Genomic DNA, 12,380 nt, shown 5'->3' with positions numbered 1-12,380 from the left:
CAGGCCGGGGATACGGCTGGCTCGAGTGCAAGGCAAACCAGCATGCCAACCTCCACGTCGACTGCAAGAACGCACCGGCGTGGCTGGCCGCATGACGACGCTTATCGCCCGGGCCGTTTCACGGGCTGGATCGTTCCCCTGGCCTTCCTGCTGCTGGTGGAAGCCGGCGCGCGGCTGGAGCTGATCCCGGCTCGCCTGCTGCCTCCGCCCAGCGAATTGGCGCACACGCTCTGGTCGCTGGCGCAGCGCGGTGAACTGTTGCCGCATATCGCTGCGAGCCTGGCGCGGGTGGCCGCCGGCTTTGTCATCGGCAGTGCGTTGGCGGTAGCGCTGGGCCTGCTGGTGGGCATCAGTCGTCGCGCCGAAGCCCTGCTGGAGCCGAGCTTCCAGGCGCTGCGCGCCATCCCCAGCCTGGCCTGGATTCCACTCTTGCTGCTCTGGCTGGGTATCGATGAAACACCCAAGGTGGTGTTGATCGCCATCGGCGCTTTCTTCCCGGTCTATCTGAACCTGGTGGCCGGCATCCGCGACATCGACCATAAGCTCATCGAAGTCGGCACCACGTCCGGGCTGAATACGCAGGCGCTGATTGGTCACATCCTGCTGCCGGCGTCGCTACCCTACCTGTTTGCCGGCCTGCGTGGCGGGCTCAGCCTGGCGTGGATGTTCCTGGTGGCCGCAGAACTGATCGCCGCCACCAAGGGCGTGGGCTATCTGCTCTCGGACGGGCGCGAGAGCAGCCGGCCAGACCTGGTGCTGGCGGCCATCCTCATCCTGGCCTTGCTGGGCAAGCTCAGCGATGGCCTGCTGCGAGCCGTCGAGCAAAAGAGCCTTGGCTGGCGCGAGGCACGACGGCAATCCAGCCAGCAGACATCCTGAACCCATTTTTTCGAGCGCATCCATGTCCAAGCACTCCACCGACTCCACTCGCCGCCGCTTGCTACACGCCGCCACAGCACTTGGCCTGGGCAGCGCGCTTGCGCCAGCCAGTGTCTTCGCGCAAGGCAACAAAGCCATTCGCATCGGCTACCAGAAATCCTCCACCTTGCTCACCATCCTCAAGGCCAACGGGACGCTGGAAAAACTTCTGGCGCCCACCGGGGCCAAGATCAGCTGGCATGAGTTCGCCAGCGGCCTGCCTCTGCTGGAAGCGCTCAACGTTGGCGGGGTCGACCTGAGCGCCGACGTGGCCGACACCGTACCGGTATTCGCCCAGGCTGCGGGCGCCAAGCTGGCCTATGTGGCCCAGGAGTCCCCCTCCCCGGCGGCCCAGGCCATCGTGGTGCGGGCTGATTCCGTGCTGCGCAAGGCCAGCGATCTCAAGGGCAAGAAGATCGCGGTGACCAAGGCCGCCGGCGTGCATTACCTCCTGATCGCCACGCTGGAGAAGGCCGGCCTGAAGTTCAGCGATGTCGATGCCGCCTACCTCTCCCCGGCCGATGGCCGCGCCGCCTTCGAGCGTGGCAGCGTGGATGCCTGGGTCACCTGGGATCCGTTCCTGGCTGGCGTGCAGCGACAGTCCCAGGTCCGCATCCTGTCCGACGGCCGTGGCGTGGCCGATTACCAGCGCTACTACCTGGCCTCGGCCAGCTTCGCGCAGGCGCGCCCGGAGGTCTTGCGCGTCGTATTCGACGAACTGCAGAAAACCGGCCACTGGGTCAAGCAGCACCCCAAGGAAGCTGCTGCCTTCCTGGCCCCGCTATGGGGCCTGGATGCGGACACCATCGAGCTGGCCAACAGCCGCCGCAGCTACGAGGTACGGGCCGTCCGGCCGGAGGCGCTGGGCGAACAGCAACGCATCGCCGACACCTTCTTCGCAGCCGGTCTGCTGCCCAGGAAGATCAATACCAACGACGTGGCCATCTGGACGGCCGCGCAGGCGGCCTGAACATGGACGGACTGGATCAGATCACGCTGATATTGCTGTTCATCCTGGTGGTGGTGGCGCTCCTGTTTCCGCTATCGGAGGGCCGCTCCTTGCACCGAGACCGGGACAGGCAGAACCCAGGCCAGGAGACTGACGAACAAGCTCACAAGCGCCGCTGATGCGGTGCTTTTTCTATCGTGCGCCAAGAGACGGAAGGGATGCAAAGGCAGGACCAGGACAGCCTGCGCGGCTGCACGGGAAGCCAGTTCAAGGTGGGAGTGAAGAATAATGCAGGCGTGGAACGGACATAAAAAAAAACCGCCGGCAAAAGCCGGCGGTAAAACGGACTGGCGACGCTCATCCACTAACCGCCGCCTTCCGCGCCAAACTGTTACTTGTTACATGAACCTTGCTGCCCCGCTCAGGCGGAAACCGGGTCGATCTGCTGGATACCCGCCAGCACCCAGCCACCCTGGCCGGCAGCCGGCTTGGACAGGTTCCAGATCTCCGCGAACTGGGCCGGCGAAGCAGTCGGATCTTCCTTGATGAAGCCGAAGAACTTCACGCTGGCCAGATAATCGTTGCCCACGGTTTCCACACCCAGCACTTCGGCATCCAGCGAGACCACATCGGTCTGGTTGCTGGCGGCGCCGCGTTCCTGGATCTGCAGACGCAGCTCGGCAAACATTTCCGGGGTGGTGAATTCGCGGATGTCGTTGATGTCGGCCTTGTCCCATGCCGCTTGCAGGCGGATGAAATAGGTCTTGGCATTGCGCACGAAGCCCACGGTGTCGAAACCAGCCGGCACGCCATAGGCCGGAGCCTGCTCGGCATTGCCGAAGCCACCACCGAAACCGCCTTGCGTCGCTGCGGCTGCAGACTGGTCGGTCTTGAGCATGGAGCCGATCTGGGGCGTGGCCGAAGCGTTGTCAGCCGCTTGCGGTGCAGCGCCCGCCCAGGCCGGCGCAGGCTGCGAAGCTTCCGACTTGCGACGGAACATGCGCACCACGAACATGATCGCCAGGGCGATCAGGGCCACGGTCAGGATGGTGCTGATCATGCTGGCCAGGGCGCCGCCCAGGCCGAAGTGCGACAGCAACGCGCCCAGGCCCAGGCCCAGCAGCGCGCCACCCAGCAGACCCTTCCACATGCTCGGCTTGGCAGCGGCGGCAGCCGGAGCCGCCGCAGGGGCGGCCGGCTTGGCGGCGGCAGCCTGGTTCTGCTGCATCGGGGCAGGGCTCTGCGCCTGACGGCTGGCGCTCGAGGACTGTTTGCCGATCGAGCCGCCGCCGCCAAGACGTTTGGCTTCAACGGTCGAAATGCCAACAGACAGCGTCATCACCGCCACTATCAGCGCGACAAATGCTTTTTTCATGCTTTCTCCTAGAGGATTCTGATGATGTGATGCGGTCACATCGGCCGTGATTCGTGAAACTGGTGGTTTGCCCTGGAAGGATCAGCACCGGCGCAGGCTGGCGGGTGCTGGCCGCAGGCGCGCAGTTGCCTGCTGTCGCACGACGCGCGGCCTCGATGGTTCAGGGGCAGTTCAGCGGGCGCAGCAAGACAGGTCGCGCGCAGCGACGGGATCAGGCCCGGGGAGGACGTCCTGCGCGGGGCAGGAAGGGAGGTTGCAGGGCGGCATCGCTACTGAGAGCGGGCGCCAGGCTGGAAGCTTGCGGCACGACGGCCAGCGACTGGATCAGCACGGGTTCGTCACCGATGCCGGCATGGGTGGAGAAATCTTCACCATTGTCCAGATAGCCGGCGCTGTCCTCGTCGGACGAGCCGTTATCGGCCAGCAGCGCCTGCGACGCATCGTCGGCGGCGGCCTGGTCGGACAGGGAGACCGTCTTGCCGGCCAGGTGCTGCACGGCGGCAGCCTGTACGGGGACGGGAGCGGCGAAATCGGTCGCGGCCATCGAGCTGGCGTACGTCAGCACCGCTGCAAATACTTGCACCGGCAACAGACAGATCAGCAGAAGGACCCACAAACGTTTCATCGGAGATTCCGGATATTCCAGCAATGGATGCGGGAAATTATAACAACAAAAATTGCGCTGCCAGCAAGTAAATGTTGCTGACGCTCCATACTATAAGGCCTAAGCTTCAGAGTTCAATGCCTCTGGCTGAATTGTTACACTTCCGGGCAAGGCCAGGAAAGCAGGAGAAGCAGGAAAGAGGAAAGAAGCAGGGAAGCGTCCACAGAGACAAGCGCATCAGGATAACCCTGATTTGCATTGGCCCATGAATTAGTGGAATATGAATGAAAAGTTCCACAAGAATTCGACGACACGAGACAAATCAGCCGAGCCCGCCTCGCTGACCGATTCCTATGCGCATCCTCCTTGCTGAAGACGACAGCGTACTGGCCGACGGTCTGACCCGGTCCCTGCGCCATTCCGGCTACGCCGCCGACTGCGTCAAGAATGGCGTAGAGGCCGATTCGGCGCTCTCCACCCAGGACTTCGACCTGCTGATCCTGGACCTGGGCCTGCCCAAGATGTCCGGCCTGGAAGTGCTGCGTCGCCTGCGCGCGCGCAACTCGCGTCTGCCGGTGCTGATCCTGACCGCTGCTGACTCGGTGGAACAGCGCGTGCAGGGCCTGGACCTGGGTGCGGACGACTACATGGCCAAGCCCTTCGCCCTCTCCGAACTGGAAGCGCGGGTGCGCGCCCTGACCCGGCGCGGCGCCGGCGGCGGACCGACGGTGATCCGCCATGGCCCGCTCTCCTATGACCAGGTCGGCCGCATCGCCTACATCGGCGAACAGATGCTGGAATTATCAGCGCGGGAACTGGGGCTGCTGGAAGTATTATTGCAACGCACGGGTCGCCTGGTCTCCAAGGAACAACTGGTGGACCACCTGTGCGAATGGGGAGAGGAAGTCAGCAACAATGCCATCGAGGTCTATGTCCATCGCCTGCGCAAGAAAATCGAAGTTGGCGGCGTACGCATCGCGACCGTGCGCGGGCTGGGCTATTGCCTGGAGAAACTGCCCGAGGCCGGCAATGCCGCAGCGCTGGCCGCATCCAACAACGCTGCCTGATTCCCTTCCCGCTCTTGCCGCACGCCTGCGCGCCGGACAGCCATGAGCGCGCGCGATCCCGCCCAGGCCGCTACCGAGCAGGCCAGCGACGCCCCGGCGCCGCGCAAGAAGCGCCGCGCTGCGCTGGCCACGCAGCCGGTGGAGCGCATCCAGCGCTCCCTGTTCGGCGAAATCCTCGACTGGATGCTGGCCCCGCTGCTGCTGCTGTGGCCGATGAGCATCGCCATCACCTATCTGATCGCGCAATCGATCGCCAACCAGCCCTTCGACCGCGCCCTGGAAGACAGCGTCACCGTGCTCGCGCAACAGGTCTCCGAAGTCAACGGCAAGGTCGTGGCGCGCCTGCCGGTGTCGGCGCGCGACCTGCTGCGCGCCGACGACATCGACAACATCTACTACAAGGTCACCGGCCCCGCGGGTGAATACATCGAAGGCGATGTGGACATGCCGCAGCCGCCGCCCGACGAGGACCGCAGCACCGTGGGCACGGTGCAATTCCGCAATGACATCCTGCACGGCAGCGACGTGCGTATCGCCACCCTGCAGGTGGACCTGCGCCGCAGCGCCGCCCAGCGCGCTGCCTCGCGCGAGCCGCGCCTGGCCACGGTGCAGGTCGGCGAGACCCTGGAAAAGCGCGCCCAGTTGGCCAATGAAATCATCAAGGGCGTGATCCTGCCGCAGTTCATCATCCTGCCGGTGGCGCTGGCGCTGGTGTGGTTTGCGCTCTCGCGCGGCCTGTCGCCGCTGTCGGAACTGCAGCAGCGCATCCGCGCGCGCCGGCCCGATGATCTCTCGCCCATCGATTCCGGCCAGGTGCCGGAGGAAATCTCGCCGCTGGTGCGCTCCCTCAACGACATGCTGGCGCGGCTGTCGCAGACCATCGCCATCCAGAAGCGGTTCATCGCCGATGCTGCGCACCAGATGAAGACCCCGCTGGCGGGCATGCGCATGCAATCCGAACTGGCGCTGCGTCAGGATGACCAGGTCGATGTGCGGCGCTCGCTGGAACAGCTGGCCAAGAGTTCGGAAACCGCCACGCGCCTGGTCAACCAGCTGCTCTCCCTGGCCCGCGCCGAAAACCAGCAATCGCAGTCCGGCGGCATGATCCCGGTGGAACTCAATGAGCTGGCCCGCAGCGTCGTGCAGGACTGGGTGCCGATGTCCTTCACCCAGCGCATCGACCTGGGCTTCGAGCAACCCGATCATCCCATCCTCATCACCGGCAACCCGGTGATGCTGCGCGAACTATTGTCCAACCTGCTGGACAATGCCCTGCATTACACCCCGCATGACGGCAATGGCCGCGTCACCGTGCGCGCCCGTACCGACGAGGGCGGCGGCCTGGCCATCCTGGAAGTGGAAGACAACGGCCCCGGCATTCCCGTGGCCGAGCGCGCCAATGTGTTCGAACGCTTCTATCGCATCCTCGGCACGCCCAGCACCGGCAGCGGCCTGGGCCTGGCCATCGTGCGCGAGATCGCCCAGCAGCACGAGGCAGCGCTCGAGATCACCAGCAATCCGCGCAGCACCGATCCCAAGTATCCGGGCTGCGTCTTTCGCGTGAGCTTTCGCATGATGCCGCGCACGCCCTTCTTCGACGACATCACCTGACATGGACCACGGCGCCCTCCCCTCCGACCCTGGCAACCAATGGCACCGCACGCGCCGCATGACGGCCTGGCTGCTGGCGCTGTGGTTCCTGGCCACGTTCTTCTTCATCTATTTCGCCCGCGAGCTGGACCGGGTCCACCTGTTCGGCTGGCCGATCTCCTTCTACATGGCCGCGCAAGGGATGATGCTGATCTACCTGGCCATCGTGGTCATCTACCTGCGCCGCATGCGGCGCATCGAACAGCTGGTGCGGCGGGAACAAGGCGAGAGCGGCAATGGAGAGTAACAAGGACTTCTTCCGGCGCCTGTGCCGCTACTACGGGTTCTACACGCTGGGCTTCATCGCCTTCCTGTGCGTGCTGGCCATCCTGGAACGCGAGGGCATGCCGCGCACCTGGATCGGCTACCTGTTCCTGTTCGTCACCATCGGCCTGTACGCCGGCATCGGCGTGGTCTGCCGCACCTCCGACGTGCCCGAATACTATGTCGCCGGTCGGCGCGTGCCGCCGCTCTTCAACGGCATGGCCACTGCCGCCGACTGGATCTCGGCGGCGACCTTCATCAGCCTGGCCGGCGGCCTCTACCTGCAAGGCTTCGACGGCCTGGCCTACATCCTCGGCTGGACCGGCGGCTATTGCCTGGTGGCGCTGCTGATCGCCCCCTACCTGCGCAAGTTCGGCCAGTACACCATCGCCGATTTCCTCGCCGCGCGCTATCCGGGCCGGCCGGGCAGCCAGGGCGTCAACGTCATCCGCATCCTCGCCGTGGCCGCCACCATCCTGATCTCCTTCACCTACGTGGTGGCGCAGATCTATGGCGTGGGCCTGATCACGTCGCGCTTCACCGGCATCGATTTTTCCATCGGCATCTTCCTGGGACTGGCCAGCATCCTGGTGTGCTCCTTCCTGGGGGGCATGCGCGCCATCACCTGGACCCAGGTCGCGCAGTACATCATCATCCTGCTGGCCTACCTGATCCCGGTGATCTGGCTCTCGGCCAAGCACACCACGGTGCCGGTGCCGCCGGTGGCCTATGGTGCGGTGCTGCCCAAGCTCAGCGCCATCGAGCAGCGGCTGGAGGATGATCCCAAGGAAAAGGAAATCCGCAAGATCTTCCAGGCGCGCGCCGACGACTATGAGCGCAAGCTCAGGAACCTGCCGCAATCCTGGGTCGATGGCCGTCTCGAAGCGCACACCAACGCCGACCAGGTCCGCCGCGACAACCACGCCTCCCTGGCCGAGATCAAGGCCGCCAGCCGGGCGCTGTCGTCCTATCCCAAGTCCCCCGAGGAAGCCGAACGCAAATGGACCGAAGCGCGCGCGGCCAACCTGGCGCGCGCCCAACCGCCGGTCTCGCAGACCGAACCCTTCCCCGGGCGCGACCAGGAGAGTTCGGACATCAAGCGCAACAATTTCCTGGCGCTGGTGTTCTGCCTCATGCTCGGCACGGCCGCCCTGCCGCACATCCTGATGCGCTACTACACCACGCCCACCGTGGCCGGGGCGCGCACCTCGGTATTCTGGACCCTGTTCTTCATCATGCTGATCTACCTCACCGTGCCGGCCCTGACCGTGCTGGTGAAGTACGACATCTACACCTCGCTGGTGGGCAGCAGCTACAGCCACCTGCCCGACTGGGTGTACTACTGGGCCAACATGGACAAGCTCAATCCGCTGGTCTCCATCACCGACCTGAACCGCGACGGCCTGGTGCAGCTGGGCGAGATTTCCATGGATGGCGACATCATCGTGCTGGCCATGCCGGAGATCGCCGGCCTGCCCTATTTCGTCTCCGGGCTGGTGGCCGCTGGCGGCCTGGCGGCGGCGCTGTCCACCGCGGATGGGCTGTTGCTGACCATCTCCAATGCGCTCTCGCATGACGTGTACTACAAGGTGGTCGATCCCAGCGCGTCCACGCAGAAGCGCGTGACCATTTCCAAGCTGCTGTTGCTGGTGGTGGCGCTGCTGGCGGCCTATGCGGCCTCGCTCAAGCCGGGCGACATCCTCTCGATGGTGGGCGCGGCCTTCTCATTGGCCGCTTCGACACTCTTCCCGGCGCTGGTGCTCGGTGTGTTCTGGAAGCGCGCCAACCAGGCCGGCGCGATTGCCGGGATCCTCTGCGGCTTCCTGATGTGCGTGTACTACATGCTGCACACCAATCCCTCCTTCGGCGGCAGCGCAGCGGGCCAGTGGTTCCACATCGCGCCGATCTCCGCGGGCATCTTCGGTGTGCCGGTGGGGATGGCCGCGATGGTGATCGTGAGCCTGCTCACGCCGCCGCCCGATGAAGCGACCATTGCGCTGATCGATCACATCCGCACGCCCTGAATGTCCGGATGGTCCAGGGTTCAGATGGAGAGCTGCAAGCCCTGCGCTTCTTCGGCGGGCAGCACGGTCACGGCCACCTGCATGCTCTGCTGGCCGCCGCCGATGAGCACGCCGCGCAAGGGCGAGATATCGAGGAAATCGCGCCCCCAGCCCAGCGTGATGTGACTGGTATCGGGGAAGACGCCATTGGTCGGATCGGCATCGATCCAGCTTCCTTCCGCGCCATTCACGCCAGGGCAGTACACCGACACCCAGGCATGGGAAGCATCCGCGCCAATGAGCCGCGGCTGTCCCGGCGGCGGTTCGGTCAGCAGATAGCCGCTCACATAGCGCGCCGCCAGCCCGATGGAACGCAGGCAGGACAGCATCAGGTGGGCAAAGTCCTGGCACACGCCGCGCCGATTGACGAAGACCTCGGTGACCGGCGTGGAGACCGTGGTCGCCGCGGGATCAAAGGCGAATTCCTCATGGATGCGCAGCATCAGCGTGCGCACCCCCTCCAGCACCGACACGCCCGGCCCGAAACACTCGGCTGCATAGCGGATGAATTCACGCTTGATGCGCACATGGGAGGATTCGAACAGGAAATTGGACGCCTCCAGCATCCCCGGCATCATCACGCGCCCGCCGTGATAGGCCATCTGCATGGCCGCCTCATCCCAGGCCATCTGCGCCTGCGGCTGGCCGCGTGCGCTCAGCGCCACCCAGGAATCGGCCTGCACATCCAGGCTGGTGTGATCGGTATCGAGCGAAAAGGCCTTGATGATGTTGCCGAAATTGTCTTCGTAGCTGCGCACCAGCTGCGGCTGCGGAAGGATGTTGACGGTATGCGAAAGACACGCCTGCCAGGGCAGCTCGCGCGGCGTCAGGTGCAGCACCTGGTGCGACAGCCGTACCGGCAGCGCATACTGGTAGGTGGTCTGGTGATGGATGCGATAGACGTGGCGGTCGCTCATGGCTGTCCTCTCAGACCCCCTGGCTGACCGGTGCGGTCAGCGGCGTGAAGTAATGGCGGGACAGATCATCGGAGAGCATGTAGCCGCCGCTGACGGCGTCCCGCATCAGTTGCGTCAGGCGCGCATTGGCCTGTTCCACGTTGGGATGCTCATGGGCGAATTCGCTCAGGTTCATCGCCTCCAGCTGGCTGGACAGATGGGTGGGAATGGTCATGCTGAGCAAGCCCAGCTGTTGCGCGATCTCGCTCATGTATTGCTGCAGCATGCGGAACTGGTAGGCCATGCCATGCGGATTGCTCACGTCGAACACCAGCAGGTGCAGCACCGGCAGCCATTCCGGCGTGCGGCGATAGCGCACGCGATAGGTAACGATGCTGCTGGCCGCCTCCAGCAGCCAGGACAGCGCCGCCGTCTGGCGCTGCGGCGGCAGCCGCAGGAAGTTGTCGAACAGCGCGGCCATGTTGGCCATGCGCTCGATGTGGCGGCCTACCATCAGGAATTGCCAGCCGGCGTCGCGCGTCATGTCATCCAGCGCATGACCGGCCAGGCCCGAGCAGGCATCGATCACATTGCCCAGCACATGCTGCGCGGCCGCCGGCGTATTGATGCGTTCCTGCACCATGGCCGGCATCTTGGTCAGGGCATGCCAGTTGTCCAGCGACAGGTGTTCGCGCACCTGGTAGGCGGCATTGGCCAGCTGGCGCAGTTGCGTGGCCACGCTCACCGGAGCGGACGGGTCCACCACCGCCGCCTGCAGGCTCTGCTGCAAGCCGGTGATGGTCGGGCGCGGATCCGACTTGGGCATCTGCACGCCCAGCTGGCTGCAGATCCAGGAGACGCTGCCGAGCATGCCACGGCTTTCGGTCTGGCCATCCATGGTGTACTGCAAGGTCGTCCGTAACAGGCGCGCAAGATTCTTGACGCGTTCCGAATAGCGCCCCATCCAGAACAGGTTCTCGCCCGAGTGCGACGAGACGTCGACGGTGCCCTTGATGAGGGTGACGTTTTCGGCACCATGCCCCTCGGGGGCGTCATGGGCCTCCAGCCTGTCCTCTTCCCGCAGTACCCACACATCCTTGCTGGTGCCGCCCTGCTGCATCGACACCACATCGCGCCGCTGACGTGGCGCCACGCGGGTCAAGCCGCCCGGCATTACCTGGTAGCCACCCTCGCCATCGGCCACCGCGAACACCCGCAGGCTGATGGTGCGATTCATGAGGCGATAATCGCCACTGCGCGACATGACCGGCGCTTGCGACAGCCGCACCCATTCCTGCGCAGCATAGGCATGCGGTTGCAGTTGCAGGCTTTCGATCAGGCGCCGACGCGCCGCGCCGGTGACGCTGTGACCAAACACCGGTTGCATGCGCATGGAAGAAAACGCCGGTACGATCACCAGTTCATCGAAGTGCGCCAGCGTGTAATCCAGTGCAGGCTTCTCGCCGCACCACCACGAGGCCACCGAAGGCAGCAGCAGCGGTTCGCCATACAGGCGTTCATTGATGGCCGGCAGGAAGCCATGCAGCGCCGTCGATTCCAGCACGCCGCTGCCCAGCGAATTGGCGATGAGCACATTGCCCAGGCGCGCCGCCTGGGTCAGGCCCGGCACGCCCAGCGCGGAATCAGCACGCAGCTCCAGCGGATCGCAATAGTCATCGTCCATGCGGCGCAAGATGGCGTGGACGCGACGCAGGCCATTGAGCGTCTTCAGGAAGACCTGCTCGCCGCGCACCGTCAGGTCCACCCCTTCCACCAGCGGGAAGCCCAGCGTATGCGCCAGGAAGGCATGTTCGGAATAGGTTTCGTTATAGGGGCCTGGCGTGAGCAGCACGATCAGCGGCACCTCGCCCTGGGCCGGGGCCAGCCGCGTCAACATCGCGCGCAAGGTATGGAAGTAGCGATGCGGGGACTCCACATGCATGTCGCGCAAGGCTTCGGGCATGGCGCGCGCCATGATCTGGCGGTTCTGCAAGGCGTAGCCGGTGCCGGAGGGTCCTTGGGTGCGATCCGACACCACCCACCAGGTGCCATCGACCGAGCGCGCCAGGTCGATCGCATAGGCGTGCAGATGCACGCCGCCCGGCGGCTGCCAGCCGTGACAGGGCATCAGGTAGCCATGCTGGCCGAACACCAGCGCCGGCGGCAGCAAGCCTTCGGCGATCAGGGTCTGCGGCCCATAGATATCGGAGAGCAGCCCATTCATCAGCCGCGCCCGCTGGCCTACGGCGCGCTCCAGGAAATCCCATTCCTCGGAGGACACCAGATGCGGCAGCAGGTCCAGCTCCCAGGGCCGGTTGGCGCCCTTGGGGTCGGCATAGACGTTGTAGGTGACGCCGTCGGAGGCGATGGCGTCGCGCACCTCGTTGGCGCGCCGGCGCAACATGTCCGGCGACAGGTTTTCAAGCTGGTCGATCAGGGTTCGCCAATGCGGACGCAGGCGGCCGTCGGCTGCCAGCATCTCGTCATAACGATCGCTGGCCACCGGATAGCTTTCCAGGAGACGCTGGGGCATAAGTCATTGGCGGCCGGGCGGCGCACGCGCACAGGGCAGGCCCGCTGTGGCGTAGCGCGCT

Annotated in this window: 11 protein-coding genes; 7 read left to right on the top strand and 4 right to left on the bottom strand. The window is 65.1% G+C overall.

The window, feature by feature from the left end:
* Positions 1–42: 42 nt before the first annotated feature.
* The 3 genes from ACP92_RS03250 to ACP92_RS24805 are packed head-to-tail and all read left to right on the top strand — an operon-like array spanning position 43 to position 2,046.
* Positions 43–879, top strand: a complete 837-nt coding sequence (locus ACP92_RS03250) for an ABC transporter permease (RefSeq protein WP_013232687.1) — start codon at positions 43–45, stop codon at positions 877–879.
* A gap of 22 nt (positions 880–901) precedes the next feature.
* Positions 902–1,888, top strand: coding sequence for an aliphatic sulfonate ABC transporter substrate-binding protein (locus ACP92_RS03245; RefSeq protein ID WP_013232686.1), 987 nt, complete (start codon positions 902–904; stop codon positions 1,886–1,888).
* A gap of 2 nt (positions 1,889–1,890) precedes the next feature.
* Positions 1,891–2,046 carry a hypothetical protein gene (locus ACP92_RS24805; RefSeq protein WP_167578375.1) on the top strand — a complete coding sequence of 52 codons (156 nt, stop codon included), beginning with the start codon at positions 1,891–1,893 and terminating at the stop codon, positions 2,044–2,046.
* 242 nt (positions 2,047–2,288) lie between these two features.
* On the opposite strand, the gene ACP92_RS03240 is transcribed toward ACP92_RS24805, so the two are convergent.
* Positions 2,289–3,242, bottom strand: a complete 954-nt coding sequence (locus tag ACP92_RS03240) for a Tim44 domain-containing protein (protein WP_041310106.1) — start codon at positions 3,240–3,242, stop codon at positions 2,289–2,291.
* 211 nt (positions 3,243–3,453) lie between these two features.
* Positions 3,454–3,867, bottom strand: coding sequence for a hypothetical protein (locus ACP92_RS03235; protein ID WP_013232684.1), 414 nt, complete (start codon positions 3,865–3,867; stop codon positions 3,454–3,456).
* Positions 3,868–4,199: 332 nt separating this feature from the next.
* Here ACP92_RS03235 and ACP92_RS03230 point away from each other — a divergent pair, with 332 nt between their 5' ends.
* Genes ACP92_RS03230 through ACP92_RS03215 form a run of 4 tightly spaced genes read left to right on the top strand, consistent with a single transcriptional unit; the run spans position 4,200 to position 8,851 of the window.
* Positions 4,200–4,913, top strand: coding sequence for a response regulator (locus ACP92_RS03230; RefSeq protein ID WP_013232683.1), 714 nt, complete (start codon positions 4,200–4,202; stop codon positions 4,911–4,913).
* Between the two features lie 42 nt (positions 4,914–4,955).
* The gene (locus tag ACP92_RS03225) at positions 4,956–6,524 is read left to right on the top strand and encodes a sensor histidine kinase (RefSeq protein WP_048348493.1); all 1,569 of its coding nucleotides are present in this window, start codon (positions 4,956–4,958) and stop codon (positions 6,522–6,524) included.
* Position 6,525: 1 nt separating this feature from the next.
* Positions 6,526–6,810 (top strand): DUF4212 domain-containing protein, encoded by a 285-nt coding sequence (locus tag ACP92_RS03220; RefSeq protein ID WP_013232681.1) that lies wholly within the window; start codon positions 6,526–6,528, stop codon positions 6,808–6,810.
* Positions 6,800–8,851, top strand: a complete 2,052-nt coding sequence (locus ACP92_RS03215) for a sodium:solute symporter family protein (RefSeq protein WP_013232680.1) — start codon at positions 6,800–6,802, stop codon at positions 8,849–8,851. The genes ACP92_RS03220 and ACP92_RS03215 overlap by 11 nt, the downstream gene beginning before the upstream one ends.
* Positions 8,852–8,871: 20 nt before the next feature.
* Here the strand turns inward: ACP92_RS03215 and ACP92_RS03210 are convergent, their stop codons facing one another.
* Together ACP92_RS03210 and ACP92_RS03205 are read right to left on the bottom strand one after the other, a co-directional pair.
* The gene (locus ACP92_RS03210; RefSeq protein WP_013232679.1) at positions 8,872–9,807 is read right to left on the bottom strand and encodes a transglutaminase family protein; all 936 of its coding nucleotides are present in this window, start codon (positions 9,805–9,807) and stop codon (positions 8,872–8,874) included.
* 10 nt (positions 9,808–9,817) lie between these two features.
* A complete protein-coding gene (locus tag ACP92_RS03205) occupies positions 9,818–12,319 on the bottom strand; it encodes a circularly permuted type 2 ATP-grasp protein (RefSeq protein WP_013232678.1) in 2,502 nt (833 codons plus the stop codon).
* Positions 12,320–12,380 lie beyond the last annotated feature (61 nt).

The organism is Herbaspirillum seropedicae (assembly GCF_001040945.1).
GTDB lineage: Bacteria > Pseudomonadota > Gammaproteobacteria > Burkholderiales > Burkholderiaceae_D > Herbaspirillum > Herbaspirillum seropedicae.
This window is presented reverse-complemented; position numbering and strand designations above follow the sequence as displayed.

What these genes read in the sequence shown, in the direction of transcription:
- ACP92_RS03250 (WP_013232687.1), top strand. Translation starts at nt 43, where the DNA reads ATGCCAACCTCCACGTCGACTGCAAGAACGCACCGGCGTGGCTGGCCG.
- ACP92_RS03245 (WP_013232686.1), top strand. Translation starts at nt 902, where the DNA reads ATGTCCAAGCACTCCACCGACTCCACTCGCCGCCGCTTGCTACACGCC.
- ACP92_RS24805 (WP_167578375.1), top strand. Translation starts at nt 1,891, where the DNA reads ATGGACGGACTGGATCAGATCACGCTGATATTGCTGTTCATCCTGGTG.
- ACP92_RS03240 (WP_041310106.1), bottom strand. Translation starts at nt 3,242, where the DNA reads ATGAAAAAAGCATTTGTCGCGCTGATAGTGGCGGTGATGACGCTGTCT.
- ACP92_RS03235 (WP_013232684.1), bottom strand. Translation starts at nt 3,867, where the DNA reads ATGAAACGTTTGTGGGTCCTTCTGCTGATCTGTCTGTTGCCGGTGCAA.
- ACP92_RS03230 (WP_013232683.1), top strand. Translation starts at nt 4,200, where the DNA reads ATGCGCATCCTCCTTGCTGAAGACGACAGCGTACTGGCCGACGGTCTG.
- ACP92_RS03225 (WP_048348493.1), top strand. Translation starts at nt 4,956, where the DNA reads ATGAGCGCGCGCGATCCCGCCCAGGCCGCTACCGAGCAGGCCAGCGAC.
- ACP92_RS03220 (WP_013232681.1), top strand. Translation starts at nt 6,526, where the DNA reads ATGGACCACGGCGCCCTCCCCTCCGACCCTGGCAACCAATGGCACCGC.
- ACP92_RS03215 (WP_013232680.1), top strand. Translation starts at nt 6,800, where the DNA reads ATGGAGAGTAACAAGGACTTCTTCCGGCGCCTGTGCCGCTACTACGGG.
- ACP92_RS03210 (WP_013232679.1), bottom strand. Translation starts at nt 9,807, where the DNA reads ATGAGCGACCGCCACGTCTATCGCATCCATCACCAGACCACCTACCAG.
- ACP92_RS03205 (WP_013232678.1), bottom strand. Translation starts at nt 12,319, where the DNA reads ATGCCCCAGCGTCTCCTGGAAAGCTATCCGGTGGCCAGCGATCGTTAT.